This is a genomic window from Roseobacter sp. S87, from assembly GCF_055693285.1.
The window spans coordinates 1,770,795-1,792,167 of sequence record NZ_JBVFTR010000004.1 but is presented as its reverse complement, the minus strand read 5'-3'; the positions used below and the strand labels follow the sequence as shown (position 1 = coordinate 1,792,167).

General features: G+C 62.4%; 21 protein-coding genes, 1 pseudogene and 1 riboswitch. Of the genes and pseudogenes, 4 read left to right on the top strand and 18 right to left on the bottom strand.

The window, feature by feature from the left end; translation table 11 throughout:
- Window positions 1-62: 62 nt before the first annotated feature.
- The 5 genes and pseudogenes from cobA to cbiE all read right to left on the bottom strand — a co-directional run bounded on the left by cobA (window position 63) and on the right by cbiE (window position 4,442).
- Window positions 63-782, bottom strand: coding sequence for a uroporphyrinogen-III C-methyltransferase (cobA, locus tag ACZ1HA_RS09865; protein ID WP_472713726.1), 720 nt, complete (start codon window positions 780-782; stop codon window positions 63-65).
- A pseudogene (locus ACZ1HA_RS09860) lies at window positions 779-2,094 on the bottom strand (cobyrinate a,c-diamide synthase). Before ACZ1HA_RS09860 ends, cobA begins: the two are co-directional and overlap by 4 nt.
- Window positions 2,087-2,881: a precorrin-4 C(11)-methyltransferase gene (cobM, locus tag ACZ1HA_RS09855; protein ID WP_472713725.1), complete on the bottom strand. Its 795-nt coding sequence runs from the start codon at window positions 2,879-2,881 to the stop codon at window positions 2,087-2,089. The pseudogene ACZ1HA_RS09860 and the gene cobM overlap by 8 nt, the downstream one beginning before the upstream one ends.
- Window positions 2,881-3,246, bottom strand: coding sequence for a cobalamin biosynthesis protein (locus tag ACZ1HA_RS09850; protein ID WP_472713724.1), 366 nt, complete (start codon window positions 3,244-3,246; stop codon window positions 2,881-2,883). The genes cobM and ACZ1HA_RS09850 overlap by 1 nt, the downstream gene beginning before the upstream one ends.
- On the bottom strand, window positions 3,243-4,442 hold the full coding sequence (gene cbiE, locus ACZ1HA_RS09845; RefSeq protein WP_472713723.1) for a precorrin-6y C5,15-methyltransferase (decarboxylating) subunit CbiE: 1,200 nt from the start codon (window positions 4,440-4,442) through the stop codon (window positions 3,243-3,245). The genes ACZ1HA_RS09850 and cbiE overlap by 4 nt, the downstream gene beginning before the upstream one ends.
- Here cbiE and ACZ1HA_RS09840 point away from each other — a divergent pair.
- Window positions 4,441-5,196 carry a cobalt-precorrin-6A reductase gene (locus ACZ1HA_RS09840; protein ID WP_472713722.1) on the top strand — a complete coding sequence of 252 codons (756 nt, stop codon included), beginning with the start codon at window positions 4,441-4,443 and terminating at the stop codon, window positions 5,194-5,196. The two genes, cbiE and ACZ1HA_RS09840, sit on opposite strands and share 2 nt — an antisense overlap.
- Here ACZ1HA_RS09840 and cobJ read toward each other — a convergent pair.
- Genes cobJ through ACZ1HA_RS09805 form a run of 7 tightly spaced genes read right to left on the bottom strand, consistent with a single transcriptional unit; the run spans window position 5,169 to window position 13,099 of the window.
- Window positions 5,169-5,921 (bottom strand): precorrin-3B C(17)-methyltransferase, encoded by a 753-nt coding sequence (gene cobJ, locus ACZ1HA_RS09835; protein ID WP_472713721.1) that lies wholly within the window; start codon window positions 5,919-5,921, stop codon window positions 5,169-5,171. The two genes, ACZ1HA_RS09840 and cobJ, sit on opposite strands and share 28 nt — an antisense overlap.
- Window positions 5,918-6,643, bottom strand: a complete 726-nt coding sequence (locus ACZ1HA_RS09830; RefSeq protein WP_472713720.1) for a precorrin-2 C(20)-methyltransferase — start codon at window positions 6,641-6,643, stop codon at window positions 5,918-5,920. The genes cobJ and ACZ1HA_RS09830 overlap by 4 nt, the downstream gene beginning before the upstream one ends.
- Window positions 6,640-7,269 (bottom strand): precorrin-8X methylmutase, encoded by a 630-nt coding sequence (locus tag ACZ1HA_RS09825; protein ID WP_472713719.1) that lies wholly within the window; start codon window positions 7,267-7,269, stop codon window positions 6,640-6,642. Before ACZ1HA_RS09825 ends, ACZ1HA_RS09830 begins: the two co-directional genes overlap by 4 nt.
- A complete protein-coding gene (locus ACZ1HA_RS09820) occupies window positions 7,259-8,410 on the bottom strand; it encodes a precorrin-3B synthase (protein WP_472713718.1) in 1,152 nt (383 codons plus the stop codon). The genes ACZ1HA_RS09825 and ACZ1HA_RS09820 overlap by 11 nt, the downstream gene beginning before the upstream one ends.
- Window positions 8,407-11,667 carry a cobaltochelatase subunit CobN gene (gene cobN, locus ACZ1HA_RS09815; protein WP_472713717.1) on the bottom strand — a complete coding sequence of 1,087 codons (3,261 nt, stop codon included), beginning with the start codon at window positions 11,665-11,667 and terminating at the stop codon, window positions 8,407-8,409. Before cobN ends, ACZ1HA_RS09820 begins: the two co-directional genes overlap by 4 nt.
- 6 nt (window positions 11,668-11,673) lie before the next feature.
- Window positions 11,674-12,729 carry a cobalamin biosynthesis protein CobW gene (cobW, locus tag ACZ1HA_RS09810; RefSeq protein WP_472713716.1) on the bottom strand — a complete coding sequence of 352 codons (1,056 nt, stop codon included), beginning with the start codon at window positions 12,727-12,729 and terminating at the stop codon, window positions 11,674-11,676.
- The gene (locus ACZ1HA_RS09805) at window positions 12,722-13,099 is read right to left on the bottom strand and encodes a DUF1636 family protein (protein ID WP_472713715.1); all 378 of its coding nucleotides are present in this window, start codon (window positions 13,097-13,099) and stop codon (window positions 12,722-12,724) included. The genes cobW and ACZ1HA_RS09805 overlap by 8 nt, the downstream gene beginning before the upstream one ends.
- An 87-nt stretch (window positions 13,100-13,186) precedes the next feature.
- A riboswitch (cobalamin riboswitch) is annotated at window positions 13,187-13,378 on the bottom strand.
- 84 nt (window positions 13,379-13,462) lie between these two features.
- Here ACZ1HA_RS09805 and cobO point away from each other — a divergent pair.
- The 3 genes from cobO to ACZ1HA_RS09790 all read left to right on the top strand — a co-directional run bounded on the left by cobO (window position 13,463) and on the right by ACZ1HA_RS09790 (window position 16,852).
- The gene (gene cobO / locus ACZ1HA_RS09800; protein ID WP_472713714.1) at window positions 13,463-14,071 is read left to right on the top strand and encodes a cob(I)yrinic acid a,c-diamide adenosyltransferase; all 609 of its coding nucleotides are present in this window, start codon (window positions 13,463-13,465) and stop codon (window positions 14,069-14,071) included.
- Window positions 14,072-14,205: 134 nt separating this feature from the next.
- Window positions 14,206-14,670 carry a (2Fe-2S)-binding protein gene (locus ACZ1HA_RS09795; protein WP_472713713.1) on the top strand — a complete coding sequence of 155 codons (465 nt, stop codon included), beginning with the start codon at window positions 14,206-14,208 and terminating at the stop codon, window positions 14,668-14,670.
- A gap of 1 nt (window position 14,671) precedes the next feature.
- On the top strand, window positions 14,672-16,852 hold the full coding sequence (locus ACZ1HA_RS09790) for a xanthine dehydrogenase family protein molybdopterin-binding subunit (RefSeq protein ID WP_472713712.1): 2,181 nt from the start codon (window positions 14,672-14,674) through the stop codon (window positions 16,850-16,852).
- A 32-nt stretch (window positions 16,853-16,884) separates the two neighbouring features.
- On the opposite strand, the gene ACZ1HA_RS09785 is transcribed toward ACZ1HA_RS09790, so the two are convergent.
- Genes ACZ1HA_RS09785 through ACZ1HA_RS09760 form a run of 6 tightly spaced genes read right to left on the bottom strand, consistent with a single transcriptional unit; the run spans window position 16,885 to window position 21,331 of the window.
- Window positions 16,885-17,616: an MBL fold metallo-hydrolase gene (locus ACZ1HA_RS09785; protein ID WP_472713711.1), complete on the bottom strand. Its 732-nt coding sequence runs from the start codon at window positions 17,614-17,616 to the stop codon at window positions 16,885-16,887.
- A gap of 3 nt (window positions 17,617-17,619) precedes the next feature.
- Window positions 17,620-18,264 (bottom strand): ABC transporter ATP-binding protein, encoded by a 645-nt coding sequence (locus ACZ1HA_RS09780; protein ID WP_472713710.1) that lies wholly within the window; start codon window positions 18,262-18,264, stop codon window positions 17,620-17,622.
- Window positions 18,206-18,661 (bottom strand): ABC transporter ATP-binding protein, encoded by a 456-nt coding sequence (locus ACZ1HA_RS09775; protein WP_472713709.1) that lies wholly within the window; start codon window positions 18,659-18,661, stop codon window positions 18,206-18,208. The genes ACZ1HA_RS09780 and ACZ1HA_RS09775 overlap by 59 nt, the downstream gene beginning before the upstream one ends.
- Window positions 18,658-19,431: an ABC transporter permease gene (locus tag ACZ1HA_RS09770; RefSeq protein WP_472713708.1), complete on the bottom strand. Its 774-nt coding sequence runs from the start codon at window positions 19,429-19,431 to the stop codon at window positions 18,658-18,660. Before ACZ1HA_RS09770 ends, ACZ1HA_RS09775 begins: the two co-directional genes overlap by 4 nt.
- The gene (locus ACZ1HA_RS09765; RefSeq protein WP_472713707.1) at window positions 19,428-20,279 is read right to left on the bottom strand and encodes an ABC transporter permease; all 852 of its coding nucleotides are present in this window, start codon (window positions 20,277-20,279) and stop codon (window positions 19,428-19,430) included. Before ACZ1HA_RS09765 ends, ACZ1HA_RS09770 begins: the two co-directional genes overlap by 4 nt.
- Window positions 20,276-21,331, bottom strand: coding sequence for an extracellular solute-binding protein (locus ACZ1HA_RS09760; protein ID WP_472713706.1), 1,056 nt, complete (start codon window positions 21,329-21,331; stop codon window positions 20,276-20,278). The genes ACZ1HA_RS09765 and ACZ1HA_RS09760 overlap by 4 nt, the downstream gene beginning before the upstream one ends.
- Window positions 21,332-21,373 lie beyond the last annotated feature (42 nt).

The window sequence follows — 21,373 nt, the reverse complement described above, 5'->3', positions numbered from 1 at the left end:
TCCCGGACTGATTGTCCCCGCACAGCACTTTGGAAGATGTTTGTATCACAGGGTCCGCACGGTCAGATATCGGCCAGCGGGCCATAAAGGATGAGAGCCGGTCTGGTCCCGATTTCCTGTGCCAGGTCTGAGGCCAGGTCCGCCACAGTGCTCCGTGTTACCTCCTGGTCGGGCGTGCCCACGGCCTCCGCCAGAATTGCAGGGGTTGATGCAGGCAGGCCTTTTTCCATGAGCGTCTGACACAGGGCCGGAAACGTCCGTTTGCCCATGAAAACAACCGTGCAGGCGGTTGGATCTGCCAGGGCCGCGAGGTCCAGATCTTCTGGCAGGGTCCCTCTGGCGTCGTGTCCTGTTACAAACTGCACCCGCCGCGCCGTGAGCCGCCGCGTGAGCGGGATGCCGCAGGCAGCAGCGGCCGCAACCGCCGAAGGAACGCCCGGGATGATTTCATAGTCGATACCGGCATGACGCAGCGCCACAAGCTCTTCTTCCAGCCGCCCGAACAGCCCGCTGTCGCCTGATTTCAACCGGACGATCCTGCCGCCTTCCAGTGCATAGTCGACCAGAAGCCGGCTGACGTGATCCTGACGTGGGGAGGGACGTCCTGCGCGTTTGCCGACACCGACCAGATCGGCGCCCGCGCGCGCATGTGTGAGGATCGGGCCGGAGGACAGATCATCAAAAAGCACCGCATCCGCACGTTTCAGGCGGTCAACGGCCTTGAGAGTCAGGAGCTCGGGATCGCCGGGACCTGAGCCGACAAACGAGACAAAACCGCTCATACGGCCTCCGGCGTGATCAGATGGAAGAACGTGCCGGACACATGACCCCGGTGTGATCCGGTTTCAGGCACAGGGTTGCCGTCGGCGTCAAAGACATCCGCCAGCGGGGCGTCGGGCTGTTCCAGAATGCTGGAATAATGGAATTCATGCCCGCGCAGCGCCTGACCGCCGGTGTAGCCGGGCATTCCCTGTTGCAAAACAGCCCGGCGGTAACCGAGGTGAAACTTTCTTTTTTCGTAGGATGTTACAAGACCCAGCAAACCCGCCATCTCGTGCGCCGTTCCGTCTTTGTCGATCAGGGTGCGACCCAGGGCCATGTACCCGCCACACTCCCCATGCACAGGCCGTGTTCCGGCGTGCCGGCGGAGCCCGGCCATGAAGTTTTCAGCAGCCGCAAGCGTTCCCGCATGCAGTTCCGGATACCCCCCGGCAACCAGACAAGATCAGCATCAGCCGGAGGCGCCTCATCTGCCAGCGGGGAAAATGGCAGTATTTCTGCTCCGGCATCGCGCCAACCCTGCAGAAGGTGCGGATAGGTGAACGAAAAGGCGGCGTCCCGCGCCAGCGCGATACGCTGAGCGGGTGGCATGGGCAGCGTGCCGCTCTTTTCCGGCGCAGATCCCGCAGCCGCTTCGCGGATGGCCATGACGTCCACATGTTCAGAAAGAAAATCGGCATATCCCGCGATAGCCGCTTCAAGGTCCGGGTGTTCCACGGCCTGGATCAGACCCAGGTGCCGTTCCGGCAAAGTCAGGTCGCCGCGCCGGGGCAGCACGCCCAGAACACGGATCCCGGCCTGGTCCATCCCGAGACGGGCCAGACGTTCATGACGCGGGCTGGCCACACGGTTCAGGATCACCCCTGCAAAGGGCAGATCGGGTGCATAGGCGCGAAAGCCGAGCGCGGTTGCGGCGGCGGATTGCGCCTGGCCGCCGACATCGATCACCAGCACAACAGGCCAGCCCATCCGCGTTGCGGTTTCCGCGCTGGAGCCGAACCCGGTCTGCCCGCGCGTAGCCACACCGTCATAAAGACCCATGGACCCTTCGGCGACGCAGATGTCAGCGCCCTGCATCTGGCCGGCAATGCCGTCCAGCAGGGATCCGTGCATCGCCCAGGTGTCGATGTTGAAGGACGCACGCCCCGATGCAGCCCGGTGAAACGCCGGGTCGATATAGTCCGGCCCGGATTTAAAGGGCTGCACCTGCAGGCCTTTGTCCCGCAACGCGCGCAACAGGCCGAGCATCACGGTGGTTTTGCCGGTACCGGAAGAGGGGGCAGAGATCAGAATGCCGGGAGGGGTATCAGTCATCGCCCTGTTTCCATTCTGACCAGGGGCTGTCGGCCGTCTGCGGCCGGTACCGGCGGTCATAGTCTGCAGCGTAAAGGCAGCTTTCTGTGAAACCTTCGCCGCTGACAGACGGGCCCACAAAAATCAGGGCTGTGCGCGTCACAGACGGGTCCATTTCCGCCTCGATTGTTGCAAGCGTTGCGCGGATGATGCGTTCGTCAGGCCAGGTTGCGCGGAACACAACCGCGACCGGGCAGTCGGCCCCGTAAAAAGGTGTCAGCTCTTCGACGACGCGCGCGAGATTGCCGATGGAAAGATGCAGTGCCAGCGTTGCACCTGTGGTACCGAAACCTGCCAGCGTTTCGCCGTCCGGCATGGAGGAGGCGCGCCCCTGAGTGCGTGTCAGGACAAGAGACTGAGACAGGCCGGGCAGGGTCAGTTCCTGGCCGAGGCTGGCTGCGGCAGCGGCAAAGGACGGCACGCCCGGTGTGACGGAATAGGGAATGCCCCGTTCCCGCAGACGGCGAATCTGTTCGCCCATCGCGGACCATACGGACAGATCACCGGAATGCAGACGGGCCACGTCCCGTCCGGCGTCATGTGCTTTGGCGATTTCATCGATGATAGCGTCGAGATCCATCGGTGCGGTATTCACAATCTTTGCGCCGTCAGGGCAATGGCCGAGAATGGCCTCCGGCACCAGCGATCCGGCATAAAGACACACAGGGCAGGCGGCGATCAGATCGCGCCCCCGCAGGGTCAGCAGATCGGGTGCGCCGGGTCCGGCACCAATAAAGTGAACGGTCATCAGTCTTTTCCTTCTGCCAGAGCACAGGTGGCTGTCCGGTCTGCCGAAACGACACGCGGTGCAAGCAGCCGTGCTCTGTGGCCTGCTGCCGCGAGAGCCGTGGCCTCCGCAACGGACCCGGTTCCGCGCGCGGCGTCAGACACAGCGGACTGCGTCAGCGTCTGTTGCCGCGCTAGCGCATCTGCGTCAACCGGAATGATGTCGAGGTTTTCAGCTGCGGCAAACCGGACAAAGGCATCTGTCGTCGCTTTGTCGGCCACGGTGGCAAGCGCGTCGACAGGCCGGTCACTGCCGGCTGCTCCCAGAGCAGCTCTGAGATCGGCCACGGTCACTGTGCTGCGAAATCCAAAGCCCGCGACTATCATAACCGGCCGCTCCACTGAACAACCGGGTAGGCTGTATCCCAGCTGCGTTTGGTGCCGAGTGCCTTTGCTGACGAGAGTTCCAGCCGTAGCAGGTCCCCACCTTTCTCTGCGTGAAGACCCGCAAGAAGGGCTTCGGCTTCCATCGTCACCGCATTCGCCACCAGACGCGTGCCGGACGGCAAAAGCTCTTTCAGGGCTTCGAGGAGTGCGGCCGTCAGCCCACCGCCGATGAACACGGCATCCGGCACAGGCAGCCCGTCAAGCGCTTCGGGAGCCGTGCCTTCGATCACGTTCAGGCGATCTGCGCCCAATGCTGCAGCATTTGCCCGGATCAAAGCGATCCGGTCAGCGCGGGGTTCAATCGTGAAAGCGTCGCAACGGTTATGCGCCAGCAGCCATTCGACAGCCACAGAACCCGAACCGCCGCCGATGTCCCACAGAACCTCACCCGGGCAGGTGGCCAGCGCGGAGAGTGTCATCGCCCGCACCGCGCGCTTTGTCATGACACCGTCGGTTTCAAACAAAGCGTCAGGCAGCCCGCTGCAGGATGGTACAACGGCTCCGCTGCCGGATGGGGCGATTGCCGCGCAGACAGGATGTGACCACGGGCCTCCGGAAGGCGTGTCCGCCTGCATTTCTGTGACGCGCTCTGAGGGCCCGCCCAGAGCTTCCATCACGGTCACCGCGGAGGCGCCGAAGCCGGTGTCCGCGAGGTAATCGCACAACTGCGCAACTGCAGCACCATCTCTCAGGGTTACCATGAGGTGCGCGCCCTTGTGCAGATAGGGGCGCATCCGCGTGAGCGGGGCCGCGTGCAGTCCCAGACAGACGGTCTTTTCCAGCGCCCAGCCCATCCGCGCCGCAGCCCGTGAAAAGGTGGAGGGTCCGGGGAACACGCGCAGGGCCTCGCGCCCAAACCTGTTCGCCAGCACAGTTCCGGCACCGAACCAGAACGGATCGCCCGAGGCGAGCACCACGACCGGCCTGCCGGAGAATTCTTCGAGGATGTCCAGACCGTCTGTAAAGGGCACTGGCCATTCGATCCGCTTTGCCGGAACGTCCGGCAACAGCGTGAGATGCCGGGGCGGTCCCATGATAATTTCTGCAGACCGGAGTGCGGCAAGGCTTGCAGGTGCCAGCCCATCCGGTCCATCTTCGCCCAGTCCGACGATTGTTATCCAGGGGGTCTCAGTCATGACACCGAACCTGCTGATCCTTGGGGGGACTACTGAGGCCACGCGTCTCGCGCGCGCTGTGTCGGAGGCGGGCCTCAAGGCAGTCGTATCCCTCGCGGGCCGCGTGGAACGTCCCGCGCGCCAGCCGCTGCCATTGCGGATCGGCGGTTTCGGCGGGATTGATGGCCTGAGCCGGTATCTGACCGACAATTCGGTGACGCATCTTGTGGATGCGACACATCCCTTCGCGGCGCAGATGAGCCGCAACGCCATTGCGGCAGCGGCCCGTGTCAATGTGCCGGTTGCGGCCCTGAGCCGTCCGGCCTGGGCGCCCCAGCCGGGGGATGACTGGCAGCACGTCGACAGTATCAAAGGCGCTGTTCGCGCGCTTGACCGGCCGGTGGCGAGGGTCATGCTGGCCGTGGGCCGGATGCATCTGGAGGCTTTCGCGCCCAACCGGCAGCATTTTTATCTGCTGCGGCTCGTCGATCCACCCGCACAGAAACTGCCGTTTCCCAGGGCGGAGGTTGTTGTCTCGCGCGGGCCGTTCACCGAAGAGGACGATCGGCGGCTGATTCAACAGCATCGGATTGATCTCGTGGTGTCCAAAAATTCGGGGGGCACCGGGGCCTATGCCAAAATCGCGGCGGCCCGGTCCCTTCGGCTGCCCGTTCTGATGATCGGGCGTCCGGACCTTCCTGAACGTCGCGAACTGGTCAGCCCGCAGCAGGTGCTTGACTGGGTGGTTCATTCGGGCACGGACCTCGGTGTATAAACATATGGCGCACCGTCGCGCCGGATCAGACGGGTGCGCGAGGAGCCGACCAGCACAACGGTACGCATGTCGGCCATGTCCGGCGTTGCTTCGGCCAGTGGCACCACGCGAATTTTCTGCTCTGGCGTGCTGACCGCACGGGCGAAAATGATGAGCCGCTCCGGTTCGCACACCTCGCCAAGCACCTCCAGGACCCGCGCAAACCCTTCAGGCCGCGCCTTTGAGCGGGGGTTGTAAAACCCCATGGCGAAATCACCCTCTGCCGCCAGCCTCAGGCGCTTTTCGATCAGCGGCCATGGTTTGAGGTTGTCACTGAGATTGATTGCACAGAAATCATGGCCAAGCGGCGCGCCCGCCGCCGCTGCCGCCGCCAGCATCGCGGTAATACCAGGCAGGACCTGAATGCTCAGGTTGCGCCATTCCACTGGTCCATCCTCAACAGCTTCAAAAACCGCCGAGGCCATCGCAAAGACCCCCGGATCGCCAGAGCTGACCACGACCACCTTTTTACCCGAAACGGCCATTTCCAGCGCGTGGCGCGCTCGGTCCAGCTCAACCCGGTTGTCACTTTCATGCAGGGTCAGGCCCTCGCGTGGCGCAATTCGGCGCACATAAGGGATGTAGCCCACAACATCGGTCGCGCTTTCCAGCGCCTGGTTCACCTCTGGCGTGACCATGGCATCCGTGCCCGGTCCCAGACCTGCGATGACAACACTGCCGGTCACGGGCGCCGGCCCTGCCCATGCACGATGATGATCGAGAAATAGGGCAGGGTTTCGCCTTCATATTCCCCCAGCTGGCAGACGCGCTGCCCTTGCATGCTGGCATATTCCACGAGCACCGCGCGGTCTGTTTTGCCCGCTGCCTCCAGTGCGCGGCGCACCTTTGGCAGGTTGCGCCCGATTTTCATGACCACTAGGGCGTCTGCCCGATTCATCGCATCAGCCAGGGTGTCTTCGTCCAGCGTGCCCATGACCGTCGAAAGGATATCATCGCCCCATGTGACCGGCGCACCGGTGGCTGTCCAGGCGGCGGACATACCGGTAATGGCGGGCACAACCTCGACCGGAATGCGGTCTTTGAGGCGGGTGTAGGCATGCATGAATGAGCCGTAGAAAAACGGATCCCCCTCACACAGCACCACGACATCCTCGCCGCTGCGCACAGTTGCTTCGAGCTGCCCGCAGCATTCGGCATAGAAGGCCGACAGGATTTCATTGTAGCGCGGATCGCTCAGCGGAATCTCCGTAGTGACCGGGTATTCCATAGCAAAGGTTTCCACGTCGTCGCGGAACATGCCTTCGACGATGCTGCGCGCGCGGCCCGCGCGTCCGGCTTTCCGGAACCAGGCGATATGACGCGTGGACCGGACCAGCCTGTCGGCGCGCACGCTCATCAGCTCGGGATCACCGGGCCCGAGGCCCACGCCATAGAGGGTGCCGGTCATTCTGCGCGGCTCGCGATGGCGTTGATGGCCGCAACGGTAATCGCGCTGCCCCCGAGTCGCCCGTTTACAATGATGGAAGGGACAGGCAGCGCCGCCCAGAGCGCTTCCTTGCTCTCACGCGCGCCAACGAAACCCACCGGGCATCCGATGATCGCGGCTGGGCGCGGGCAGGCCGGGTCTTCCAGCATCTCCAGCAGGTGAAACAGCGCTGTGGGCGCGTTGCCGATCGCGACGAGTGCGCCTTCCAGACGGTCACGCCACAACTCGAGTGCTGCGGCTGACCGGGTGGTGCCCAGCGCCTGCGCCATGTCCGGTACCCGTGGGTCACGCAGCGTGCAGATCACGTCATTTTCTGCCGGAAGGCGTTTGCGCGTCACACCCTCGCTGACCATATAGGCGTCGCAAAAAATGGGCGCGCCGCTTTCAAGGGCAGCGCGTGCCGCAGGCACCATCCCGTCCGACACCTGCACGTGCTCTTCCAGCCCGACCATCCCGGCGGCATGGATCATGCGCACCACAACCTGTTCGGCGTCCTTGTCGAACCGGCCGAGGCTGGCCTCAGCCCGGATCGTGGCGAAGCTTTCCAGATAGATCGCCGCGCCGTTCTTTTCGTATTCATAGGGCATTTCGTTGTGCCACTTCCTTTGCAATGTCTTCCCCGGACAGAGTGCGCCGGAGCGGCTCATCCCATGCTGTGCCGTTTCTGACAAGATCGAATGCGCCCGCGTTTCCCACGACAGTAATATCCGCATCGTTGCGGTGGGCGCAGCCCTTGGAGCATCCGGAAACATGCAGGCTCTGATCCGCCGCCAGAAGGGTCGCAAGATGGCGGGCCAGCGGGCGTGTGGGTGCCTGCGCCTGATCGCAGCTGGGCGCGCCCGGGCAGGCACTGATGCGCAGCGCGGGGTGCCCCGGGGTGCTGATAAAGTGGGCTGTGTCAAACGGCTGGTGTGTCTCCGCCAGAAACATGCGCCAGGGCGTTGTCCTGATGCCGGCCACATCGGCGCGGCCCATCAGCTCCAGCAGGGCGCTGGCCTCAAGCGCGCCAAACGCCGCCCCAAGCAGCATGCCTTCCCGGTGCCGCCCTGGCTGAGGTGTCGAGACCGCTGGGGCCGGGGCTGTGCCGGTGAATTCTTCCGGCAGAGCGACGTCTCTGAGATGCCGTTTCATGCGTCCGGCCTCGGGGCCACGACTCAGGACAAACCAGTGCGCCATTTCCAGCAGAGCGTCCGGGGCGTCTGTTTCCGAAATCCTGCTGCCTGTCGCGGCGCCATCGGCACGCAGGATGAGCGATCCCTCTGCATCATTTTCAAAACGGAAATCCGCGGGGTTCTCTGCCAGCAATCGGCCCGCGCCTGTATCGACTGCAATCCCCATCTTTGCGGGCAGTTCGGGCATTTCCGTGATCCGCGCCAGAAGCGCGTCATGCAGACACGTGGTGCGGTCATCATCCTGCCAGAACGGCGAACACAGAATATTGCGCCGCACTTCGGTTTCGGCGTCCACATCCAGCAGCCCGGCACTGGCCAGATGGCGCAGCAGTTCATCGTGCTGGTCCGGGCTGACGCCGCGGATCTGAAGATTGGCGCGCGACGTCAGATCGATGATCCCGTTGCCGTACCGGACGGCCAGGCTGGCAAGGGCAGACACCTGATCGCGCGACAAACGGTTGCGCAGCGGTCTGATGCGGACAACAAGTCCGTCACCCGACATCATCGGCCGCCAGGCGCCGGGGCACCAGCCCCTGATCCGGGGCGCATCGCTCATTCGGCGGCCTCCAGCGCGGCAAGGATTGAATTGCGCCGCGACTTCCACAGCCCTGCTGCATGAAGGGCGGCGAACCGGTCTTTCATGGCGGCATGCGCTTCAGGATTTGCGTCCGTCAGAAATCCGTTAACCTCCGGATCGCCCAGTGTGGCGTCATAGTAGAGATCGAAAAGATGGCTCTGAACAACATCAGCCAGTTGTGCAAAAGCGGCCATGTTTTCCAGTGTTGCGGCGATTTCGGCAGCGCCACGAAACCCGTGTCTGCGCATGCCCGCAATCCAATCAGGCTGCGTTGCGCGCCCGTGCACGACCTTTGCTACCTCCTCGGCCAGGGTGCGGCTGCGCGGGTGATCCATATCCGTGGCATCGAGATGGAAGAGGCGGGCGTTGCCTCCGGTCACGCCCTGGGCGGCGGCAAATCCCGCTTCATGTGTGGCATAATCGCTGGCCAGCAGGATGTCCGTTTCCGGCAGATCCTGCAGATGCAGGAAGGCCCCGGCATCCGCCACCCGGCGGCGCATGGTGTCGGGCTCATGCGTGATCTCGGCCCCGTCGATCGCCCAGGATGATGCCGCCAGCCAGGCCTCGCCCGCCGCTTTGCGCGCGGCTTCCGAATAGTCGCCGATCAACGGGTCTATCGCCACACCGAAACTGCCGGGTGCGGGGCCGAAGATACGTGATCCGCCTGACGTGACATAGGGATTCCAGTCCGGCGCTTCGTCACGGGCGGCCAGCACCCGGACGGCCTGGGCGTAAAGCGCCGTGAGCGTCTGAAACACGTCCCGGAACAGGCCGGAGATCCGCAGCGTGACATCAACGCGGGGGCGGTCCAGTTCGGTGATCGGGACCACTTCGATACCCGAGACGCGCTCCGATTTCTCGTCCCAGACCGGCCGGACCCCCATCAGATCAAGTGCCATGGCGAATTCTTCGCCCGCCGTGCGCATGGTGGCTGAACCCCAGAGATCGACCACAAGCGTGCGGGGCCAGTCGCCTTCGTCCTGCAGGTAACGTCGCACGAATTCGGATGCGAGTTTTTGCCCCTGTGCAAATGCGGCGCGCGTCGGTACAGACCGCTGATCAACTGTATAAAGGTTGCGCCCGGTGGGTAGCACGTCCATGCGCCCGCGCCAGGGGGATCCCGAAGGCCCGCCGTCAATACGTCGCCCGTCCAGCGCTGCTGTTAGGCTGTGGCGTTCTGCGCTAGCCGAGGTTGCGGTGTCAAAGTGAGCGGCTCCGGGCGGCGTCCGGCCCCAGATATGCAGACCGTCGCCGAACTGGCTGTCTTTCACGTCACAGACGAAGCGGTCGATGCGGGTGATGGCGTCCGCCGCGCAGCCGGCAGCATCCAGCCCCAGTTCATCCTCAACGCCCAGGGCTCGGGCCTCATCGCGGATATCGCCCTGCAGCCTGTCACGCCGTTTCGGATCCAGACCGTCCGCATTGGAAAACTCGTCCAGCAGTGCTTCGAGACGGGTCAGCCGGGCCGGGGTGGCGGCCTTTGCCATCGGTGGCGGGATATGGCCGAGGGTGACTGCGCCGATGCGCCGCTTGGCCTGGGCAGCTTCGCCGGGGTCGTTCACAATAAAGGGGTAGATGACCGGGGTCGCGCCGATCAGCACCTCTGGCCAGCAGTCTCCGGACAGAGCGGCTGCCTTTCCGGGCAGCCATTCCAGCGTTCCGTGCGCCCCGATGTGCACGATGACGTCAACCTGTTCGCGCAGCCAGAGGTAGGATCCGACGTATTCATGACACGGGACCCGGGACAGGTCGTGGTATTCGTCACCACGGTGCTGTGGATTGCCACGTTCGGGCTGCAGCCCCACGACAACATTGCCGCGCCGAAACGCACGCATATGCATCGAGCTTTCACGCGTGCCCCAGGCTTCTTCGAGGTCTGCACGCGGACCGGTAGGCAGGCGACCAAGTGCGGTATTGTAAGACGCCGTGTCCCAGATTTCGGTAGACGTTTCAAAGTCTTCTGCTGAAACGCGTCCTTCAGCGTTGTATCCTGCGGCGCGCAGGTCTTCGAGAACGGCGTCAGCAGATGCAATCGCATCCAGCCCGACCGCATGCGCCAGGTTCCAGTCGCGGCCCGGATAGGTCGACAGGAGAATGCCGACACGGCGGTCACGCGGAGCTTTCGCGGCAAGAGAGGTCCAGCCTTTTACGCGCCGGGCAATGGCACGGAGTCTTTCTTTGTGTGCCTTGTGCACGAACCTCGAAAATTCCAGGTGCGGATCGCGCGGCTGAGGTTCCTTGAACGACGCCACGCCTGCGAAAATCCTGCCATCCACCTCAGGCAGCACAACATGCATGGCAAGGTCGGCGGGCGACAGACCGCGCTCGGCTTCTGCCCAGGCTTCCTGCCGCGAGGTGGCCAGCGCCACCTGGAAGACCGGGACCTCGGCGGCATCCAGAGGAGACCGCCCCTGCGCCCCTTGCCCTGAAAAAGACGTGGCATTCACGATGGCTGCAGGTTGCAGATGCGCGCACTGGCGCCGCAGCCATTCCGTAGCCCCCGGTGCCTTGAGCGAGGGGGCAAAGAGGCCCATCACGCTGAAACCTTCGTCCCGGAGAACCGCAAATAGCCCCTCGACCGGGGCCAGATCGGCGGCAACGAGATAGGAGCGGTAGAAAACGACCAGAACGAGCGGCTTTTCCACCCCGCAGGCCAGAACCGGGCAGGTCACGCCGTATTCAGGTGTCCAGCCGCCGACGACAGGCAGTGTTTTTGTACCGCGCACGGGACCTGCATACAGACCGGATGCCAGTGCCATCTGCGCCAGGGCCGCCTGCCATGCCACCACGCCTCCGGTATCGCACAAGTGTTGCAGCCGCCGGAGTGTTGAGACAGGAAGGGTAGAGACCGCGTCGAGACGGTCATCGGTGCGGCCATCTGCGGGCAGAACTGCCAGCGCGATGCCTTTTTCCCGGGCCAGCGCCTCGATCTGCTGCAGTCCGTAAGGCCAGTAGGGAACACCGCCGATCAGCCGGATCAGGATACCTTTTGCGCCTGCGAGTGTCTGCTCCACATAGGTGTCCACCGAAAGCGGATGTTTGAGTGCTGCGATATTGGCCAGCCGCAGACCGGGCAGGCGGCCATCAGGGCCGCCGCCCCGGTGCCAGGCTTCCGCAAGAGCGCCCAGGTCTGAATCCGACAGGCTGAGCACCACCAGATCTGCGGGCGTCTGGCCCAGATCGGTTGGCGTCTCTGTCTCCTCCAGACCGTGACTTTCGCGGAAGACAACATGCATGGGCTGTTACTCGGCAGCCTCACGGGCAGGGGACAGAACAGCGCGGATGGCATCCAGGCTGATGTCGTCATGCTCGCCGATCACCACAAGACGCCCGGCCCGCGGCTCATCCGCGCCCCATGGTCGGTCATACTGGTGACGCACACGGGCGCCGACCGCCTGGACCAGCAGGCGCATCGGTTTTCCGGTAACAGCGGCATAGCCTTTGACCCGCAGTACGTTCTGGCTGCGCGCAAGGTCCTCGATCCGCGCGACGAGGTCGGCGGGATCGGTCACCTCGGGGATATCGACCACAACGGAATCGAAATCGTCATGCTCATGCTCATCATGCCCGTCATGATGCGAGGGCCGTGCATCCATGTCGTCTTCGGCAGCCGCCTCAAGACCCAGAATGACGCGGGGGTCCACTTCGCCCTCCGCGACCTCAACCACGGGAATGGCGCGCGGGCTCTCGGCTTCAATCACGGCGCGTGCCTTTGCAACACCCTCCGGTCCGGCCAGATCGGGTTTGGTCAGCAGAATGATATCGGCGCAGGAAATCTGGTCCCCAAAGACCTCAGACAGCGGCGTTTCGTGATCAATGCTGTCATCCGCCAGACGCTGGGCATCCACGGCCGCGACATCCGGTGCAAACCGGCCCGCGGCGACGGCCTCTGCATCTGCCAGAGCAATAACGCCATCCACGGTGATCTTGGAACGGATATCCGGCCAGTCGAACGCTTTGAGCAGGGGCTTCGGCAGCGCCAGTCCGGAGGTTTCAATCAGAATGTGCTCGGGGCGCGGCTCCAGCGCCATCAGCGCCTCGATCGTCGGAATGAAATCATCGGCCACGGTGCAGCAGATGCAGCCGTTCGCCAGTTCCATGATATTTTCCGCCGGGCAGTCCGGAATAGCACAGCTTTTCAGGATATCGCCGTCCACGCCCACGTCGCCGAACTCGTTCACAACAACCGCGAGGCGCTTGCCGCCGGGGTTTCGGATCAGGTTGGAAATCAGAGTGGTTTTGCCCGAGCCCAGAAAGCCCGTGATTACGGTGACGGGCAGTTTTGCCAGATCAGCCATTGTTGTCCTCCAGCGGCGGAATGCGCGCGATACAGTTGCGTTTGAAATGTTCCGGGCGGGTGCGCCACGGGATCAGACCATCCTTGGTCTCATGATAGAGCGCCGCACCCTCCAGCAGCGTGTCCAGATGCGACGTCTCGTGCAGATTTCCGTACACATACGTCCATTTTCCAGACCCGCCGCGCAGCGCGACCGAACAGCCATGGTCGCAGTTCTGCAGACATTCTGCGGCCTTTAGCGTCACACCTTCCGGCATGCCGCGCGCCTCCAGTTCTTCGATCAGGCGGGTGCCGGGGCGTTCGCCATCGTCGGTAACTTCGGTGCCGCGCTTGCATTTGATGCAGACGAGCAGTTCGGTTTTCTCAGTCATGCGGGGTCCTCCCGGACCGGCGGACAGGCATGCGTTCAGCAGCTGGGTACGTCATATCTTTCTCCTCCGGGACACCCCGCCCGGGCCAAATTGCATTGTGCGATGGCAGGTCTCCTGGCTCGCGGATCACCGCGCCGCTGCGCCTTCCCGGCCGTACAGGCCAGTGGCTTGGTGCAGATGCGCTCTCCGCTTACAGTTGCGGGGGCAGCCACGGCATTTCACCGTGTTCCCTTTTGCGTCCCGGTCTGACCCGGAACAACCATCAGAATGCGCATAGTTCAGCCACTGCAGGGGATGTCAATGGTTGACCATCCGTCCGGGGGCTGCCTTTAGTGCGCCCAAAGCTGCCAGCGGAGAGCCCCGATGACCGACGAGAACGAACGCCACGCCGAAAAGATGCGCAAAATCAAGGCGGCGCGCGACAGAATGATGGAGACCAAGACCGAGGAAAAGGGTCTGATCATGGTCCACACCGGACCGGGCAAAGGTAAGTCATCTTCGGGTTTTGGGATGATCATGCGCTGTATCGCGCATCAGATTCCCTGTGCAGTGGTGCAGTTCATCAAAGGCAACTGGGACACCGGGGAAAAGTCGTTCCTGCGGACGCGTTTTGCTGACGAGTGCCGGTTTTTCGTATCCGGAGAAGGGTTTACCTGGGAAACCCAGGACCGCGAACGTGACATTGCCGCGGCTCAGAACGGGTGGAAGATCGCCAAAGAGCAGATACTTGATCCCGGGATCGGCTTTGTCCTGCTGGATGAGATCAATATCGCGCTGCGCTATGACTACCTTGATATCGACGAGGTGGTTGCCTTTCTGCAGAATGAAAAGCCGCACATGACACATGTCTGCCTGACCGGGCGCAATGCCAAACCGGAACTGATCGAAGCCGCCGACCTTGTGACCGAAATGAACCTTGTCCGGCATCCGTTCCGCGACGGCGTCAAAGCGCAGAAGGGCGTTGAATTCTGACCCGGCTGTATGGCGGGATTCTGCCGCTGAACTGATCGGTTCATTTTCGGTGGCGTCCGAAAAAATTTTCGCGCTATACTTGTGAGATGCGGTGGGATGCCACAAGTCATCCACAAACAGCACGGAGGTTTTTCATGGCAATTTCGCTGAAGCTGAACGGCAGAACCCATACGGTTGATGCCGAACCCGGGACACCACTTTTGTGGGTGATCCGTGACGAACTGAAAATGACAGGCACGAAGTTCGGATGCGGCGTTGCATCCTGCGGCGCCTGCACGGTCCATCTGGACGGAACACCGGTGCGCTCGTGCCAGACCTATGTCGAAGACGTTGAAGACGCCGAGATCACAACGATTGAGGCGATGGAAGACACCAAAATCGGGGCTGCCGTCCAGCAGGCGTGGGTTGAACTTGATGTGGTGCAGTGTGGCTACTGTCAGTCCGGGCAGATCATGTCCGCTGTGGGGTTGCTGAGTGAAAACCCCAAACCCACCGCCGATGAAATCGACAGCTACATGTATGGCAATGCCTGCCGGTGCGCCACGTATCAACGCATCCGCGCCGGTATCCAGCGCGCAGCAGAAATCCTGGAGGCCTGATATGACCATCAACACTTCACGCCGCGGGTTTCTCAAAGGCGCTGCAGCAACGGGCGCCGTTCTTATGGTTGGCCTGCGTCCGGACGGTGCGCTGGCTGCGGGCAGCAGTGGTGCCCAGCTGAACCCCTTTGTCAAAATCGGCGCGGACGGGTCCGTGACCGCGATCGTCAAACACATTGAAAAAGGGCAGGGGCCGGCAACGGGCCTCAGCACGCTGATTGCCGAAGAAATGGGCCTGCGCATGGACCAGATCGGCTATGAATTCGCGCCCTCTGATCCGCAGGTCTACAACAATCTGATGTTCGGGCCGTTTCAGGGCACGGGCGGGTCGACCGCCATGGCCAACTCGTTCATGCAGTACCGCCAGGCCGGTGCTGCCGCGCGGGATGTTCTGATCCGCGCTGCAGCCAAAGCATGGGACGCGGATCCGGTGTCGCTGGACATCGTCGAAGGCATGATCACAGGCGCCGGAAATTCAGCGCCGCTGGGTGATTTTGTGGCGGATGCTGCGACCCTCGACGCGCCGGCGGAGCCAACTCTGAAAGACCCGGGCTCGTTCCGCCTGATTGGCAATGCCGATGTGCGGCGGCTCGACAGTGCGATCAAGGGCAACGGCAAGGCCATGTATGCGATGGACCTGCACCTGCCAGACCAGATGATTGCCATGATCGCCCGGCCGGAACAGCGCGGCGCACTGGCCACCGGTTTTGACGATACGGCCGCGCAGGACTTAAAAGGATACATCCGTGCGGCTGTTCTGCCGAACCAGGCAGGCGTGGCGGTTTATGCCGAAAACACCTGGGCTGCGATGCAGGCGCGCGATGCGCTGGATGTCACCTGGGATACGTCTGCTGCTGAGACCCGCAGTTCGGATCAGATTGAGGCGGAAATCCGTGCGGCCCTTGAGGCGGAACCCACCTATAACGTCAATAAAACCGATGTGGCGGCAACACGTGCGGCCATCGACGGGGCCGCTCAGGTCGTTGAAAAGACATTCTATTTCCCGCTGCTGGCGCATGCACCGATGGAGCCGCTGAACTGCACCATCGAAGCAACCGACGATGGTGGCATCCTGCTGCATGACGGCTGTCAGTTTCCGACGGGGCCGCATATGGCGATGGCGGAAATCTTCCAGCTGCCGATGGAGAAAATCAGCATCAACACCATGCTGGCTGGTGGGTCTTTCGGGCGGCGTGCCACGCCGACGGCGGATTACCAGGTTGAGGCGGCACTGGCCTTTGTGATAACCGACAGGTCCCGCCCTGTGAAGCTGGTCTGGTCGCGCGAGGACGATCTGCGCAGTGGGTATTACCGCCCGGCTTTCGGGCACCGGGTTCGCGTCGGCTTGGATGACGCAGGGGACATCGTCGGCTGGGAGCACCGGATTGCGGGACAATCGATCATGAAGGGCACCGCCTTCGAAGGGTTCTCTGTGCATGACGGCGTGGATCACAGCTCTGTCGAAGGGGCTGCGGACACACCTTACCAAATCCCGGGTGCCAGCTTTGGCCTGACGGACACGGAAAAGGCGACAAGCACGTTGTGGTGGCGCGCGGTGGGGCATACGCACACGGCGTATGCCATGGAGGTCATGATGGATATGGCCGCCGATGCCGTAGGCCAGGACCCCGTGGCTTTCCGGCTGAAATACCTGGAAGGCGGAGACGCAGACCAACAGCGCATGGCCGGTGTCCTGAAGCTGGCTGCTGAAAAGGCCGGGTGGGGCAATGCTGCCGCTGGGCGCGCGCAGGGTGTCGCCGTGCACAAGAGCTTTGGTACATATGTCGCTGAAGTTGTTGAAATTACCGGCAATGCCGATGACGGCGTGAAGATCGAGAAGGTCACCTGTGCGGTTGACTGTGGCATCGCCGTGAACCCTGACGTGATCAGGGCGCAGATGGAGGGCGGTATCGGCTATGGCATCGGGCATGTGATGCGCGACCAGATCACGCTGACCGATGGCGCGGTGGATCAGTTCAACTTCCCGGACTATGAGCCGCTGCGCATCAGCGACATCGGCGCCATTGAGACGCATATCGTGACATCGGCCGAAGCGCCCACCGGCGTCGGTGAGCCGGGCACACCCCCTGCGGCACCCGCGCTGGCTAATGCGATCGCAGCCAGCAGCGCGCTGCGTGTGTCCAGCCTGCCGATGGCAGAAAATGGCGTAAGCTTCGTCTGATAACCTGTTGAGCGGTCGGATTTTCCTGCCGCTCAGCCCTTTTCCTTCTCGTCAAGCCAGGCGCGGATGATCTCACGGTGCCGCGCCTGGTCATAACTGCCGAAGTGACCACCATGTACGGTGCGTACAGGCAGATCATAGAGCCGGACCATCGACCGGTAATAGTCACCCGCGTCTGCATGGTAAGTGTCTTCGATCAGCGGGCCATCATAGACAATATCGCCGGAGAAAAGCGTCGCCGTTGCGGCCTCCCAGAGCGCGATTCCACCTGGTGAATGACCCGGTGTATGGATGACGTCAAAATGCCGGTCACCCAGGTCAATCACATCGTTGTCCTCCAGCAACCGCGTGGCAGGCGCCGACCGCACAGTATAATCAGCTGAGGCATAAGGCTGGGGCGGCAGCGCATCAAAGATGTCGTCGGTCACATAAGGATCTGCCAGCGTCGCGACCCGCGTCGGATCCGCGATAATATCCGCCTCAAGCCGGTGTACGCACCGGTCGGGAAATTCGTGATGACAGCCGATATGGTCGAAATGTGTGTGGCTGGCCACGGCGGTCAGATCGCGTTCTGTCACCAGCGGCACCCATTCCCGCAGCGACACAACACCCATGCCGCTGTCCACCAGCATATCCCGGTCCCGGCCCCGTACATGCCAGATGTTGCATCTGTAGAATGTCTGGATAAAGGGCTCGTCGATCAGTGTGATGTCATCGGCAAAACGCTTTGTACGGTACCAGTCCTTTGCCTCAATGCGGTCCATGTCCTAGTCCTCTGCTGCGAATACGCTGGCTGCATCATGATCGGCGTAAAGCCGGATCGTGTCACCGGGCGCTGCTGTCCTGTCGGGGGGCAGGTGGGCGACCAGTGTCAGGTCGGGGGCTGCATCGGGTTGCAGGTGCGCGCGGATATGTGTGCCAAAGAAGGCAATATCCCTGATGGTGCATGGACCGGTATCAAGCGCGCCAGGGCTGTCCCGGAACGCTTCGGGACGGATACAGATCACTGCCGCCTGACCATCCTGGCCATCTGCCGGCAGCGCGCCCAGAGCCGAGCGGGCAGAACCGGCATCGAACTTTGCAGGGATGTGGTTCATTTCACCCATGAAATCAGCCGTAAACAGGGTCGCCGGGGTGCGGTAGATCCGGGCGGGCGGTCCCTGATCCTCGATCCGGCCTGCGTTCATCACAACAATCCGGTCTGCGATCGCCATGGCTTCCTCCTGATCATGGGTCACATGCACAAAGGTTGTGCCGATCTGGCGCTGGATGGCCTTGAGTTCGTCCTGCATGGCGCGCCGGAGTTTCAGATCGAGCGCCCCGAGCGGTTCATCAAGCAGTAACACGTCCGGCTCAACAGCCAGGGCGCGCGCCAGTGGCCACGCGCTGCCGTTGCCCGCCGGACAGCTCATGTGGCCGGGCCATCGGTGCATGACCGAGCCCCACAAGTTCGAGCATCGCAGCGGCCCGTTTGTGCCGCGTGGCACGCGCCTGACCGGCCATGCGCAGGCCAAAAGCCACATTGTCCCGCAATGACATATGCGGAAAGAGCGCATAGTCCTGAAACATCGTTGTGGTTGGCCTGCGTGCAGGGGCGACATGTGTCATGTCCTGCCCCCCGATCAGCACCTTACCCGCCGTCGGCATGATGAAACCGCCCAGAACGGACAGCAGGGTGGTCTTGCCGCAGCCCGAAGGCCCGAGCAGCGTGACGTATTCTCCGGCGCCGATGTCGAGGTCGATGTCTTTCAGAGCGTGAAAATCGGCAAACCAATGGTTCAGACCGGTCAGGGATACAGGGGCTGTCATGAGCGCCGCTTTCTGAAAACAAGGATTTCGAGGATCAGGACGACGGTGACCGAAACGAGGAAAACAAAGCTGCCGATGGCATTCAGACGCGGCGACAGACCGGATCTGAGCATGGACCAAATCTCGACGGGCAGGGTGACGTCAAAGCGGGTGAGCAGGAAAGAAATGATAAACTCATCCCAGCTAAGCGTGACGGACAGGAAAAAGGCCGCGGCAATTGCCGGTGCCAGCATCGGTACCGTCACCAGCGTGACGACCCGGAATTCACTGGCGCCGAGGTCACGCGCGGCGCGTTCTGCATTCTGCTGCTGGGCGCCCATCGACGCGTAAATGATGGCAAAACACAGGGGCAGATTGATCACGACATGGCCAATGCCAGCGGTAAGGAGCGACAGCCCGAGGCCTGTACGCTGAATGACGATGAGCAGCCCGAGCCCCACAATCAGGTAACTCACAGTCAGTGGCGCAATCAGCAACCCGCGCATCAGCGCGGACCCGGGCAGAACATGACGCGCAAGGCCATATGCTGCCAGAAAGCCCAGGACGCAGGCAACAGCAGCAGACCCCATCGCCACCATGAGCGAATTGGCCAGGGCCTGCATCACATCGCTGTCGCTCAGAATGTCGCGGTACCATCGCAGCGATGGCCCCTCAAAGGGCGGCACAGGCAGGCGGCCGTCCTGAAAGGAAAACAGCACCAGGGCTGCAACCGGCAGGTAGATGAAGACAAAGGCGATCAACAGGTAAAGCCAGGGCAGCAGGCGCATCATATCCGATCCAGCCTCAGCCATCGTGCAGACAACAGATAAACCAGCGTCACGATCGCCATCAGCACAATGGCCAGGGCCGAGGCCAGCGGGAAATCCGCGCGGCGGCCCAGCTGGACCATGATCACCTGCGGCACGGTCAGTTCGGTGTTCCCGCCCAGGATCTGCGGCGTGACATAATCGCCGATACACAGTACAAAGGTCAGAAAGGCACCCGTGACGATCCCGGGCAGGGTGAGCGGCAGGATCACATGCCGGAATGTCTGGAACGCGGAAGCCCCCAGATCCATAGCTGCGCGCCGGTAATTCGGCGAAAGTTGCACCAGATTGGCATAGATTGTCAGCGTCAGCAGCATGACGAAGAAGTGCACAAACCCGGTGATCGTTGCAAAGCGGGTATTCGCGAGTGTCAGCGGCTCGGAGATGAACCCGAGCGTCATCATGGTCTGATTGATCACCCCCTCGCGCGCGAGCACCAGAAGCCAGGCGTATGAGCGCACGACATAGGACGTCCAGAACGGCAGGATCGCCAGCAACAGTGCCAGCCGCTGCCAGCGGGCGGGCACACGGAACGCGATAATCCAAGCCAGCGGATAGGCCAGCACCACGGAGACCAGCGTGACGGTTACGGTGATCTCCAGCGACACCATAATGGCGCGCCACAGGTACGCTTTTTCCGTCAGCTCAGCATAATTGGCAAGGGACAGGCCCCAGACAAGTGTGCGCCCTTCTAGGGTCGCGAGGCTCATTGTGCCCATCACCACAAAGGGCAGGACAAAGAAGGCCAGTGTCCACATCAGGGCCGGAGCGACAAAACTCCAGCCCCGGCGTTGTTCGCCCGGATGGCTCACTGCTGGAGCGTGTCGAGCCAGAGGTCCTGCATTTCAATGTCGAGGTCCGTGTCGGGTGCGGGATAAAGCTGTGTCCGCGCCAGATAGTCCTGCTGTTCATCCCACCGCAGCACCGATTTCTGGTCGTCCGACAGGAAATCGCCTGCTTTGGCATTGGCGGGCATGCCCCAGAAGCAGGAGGATGTGGCAAGACGCGCCTGACCTTCGGGGCTCGTGATATATTTCACGAACTCAAGGGCCATGTCCTTGTTTTCGCTGCTTTCCAGCACGCCGATAGACTGTGCCCAGCGGACAGCACCCTGATCGGGAATGGTCCAGGTCAGCTCGGGTTGTTCTTCGGCGAGCACGGCTGTGAGCCATTCACCACCGCCGACGACGATGTCCACTTCACCGGTGGCCAGCGCTGTCTGTGCGGCAACGACGCCGGCGACGGACGCAGCCCGCGACCGCATCTCACCCAGCGTGCTGCCGATCGTGTCCAGCGATCCCTTGTCGAGGCCCGCGGTCTCAATGCCGTTCGCGATTGCAGCCAGACCCATCACTGGCAGGTAGTAGTCATAGATGCTGATACGCCCGTCATATTTTTCGGACCAGACAGTCGCCAGGTTCTGCATATCGGCAGGGTCAACCTTGTCCGCATTATACGAGATCGTGTTGTATCCGAACTTCTCTGTGACAGCGTAGGTTACGCCATCCACGATGTTGTTCTCTGCCATGACAACCTCGGGGAAAAAGTCACCGGTTGGCAGATCTTCGGCAGGCAGGGGGGCCAGAAGGCCCGCATCAACGGCTCTGAAGACGTCAATGCCGTCGATCACAAGCACATCCCAGTCACCGGGGCGGGACTGTTCCAGCAGCGCCAGGGCGGCCCCGGTGCCCTCGTATTCGCGCAGGTTCACTTTGACGCCGAATTCCTGCTCAAAAGGTTCGATCAGGCCCGGGTCCGTGTGATCGCACCAGACCAGCGCGTTGATTTCCCCCTCTGCAAGGGCAGCACCAGTGGTCAGCGTCAGCGCGGTGGTGCCCAGCAGGGCAAAGGTCAGTCGGCTCATATTCTGTCTCCCATGTTCATGTCGGTGCTGCGCTTTGACGGC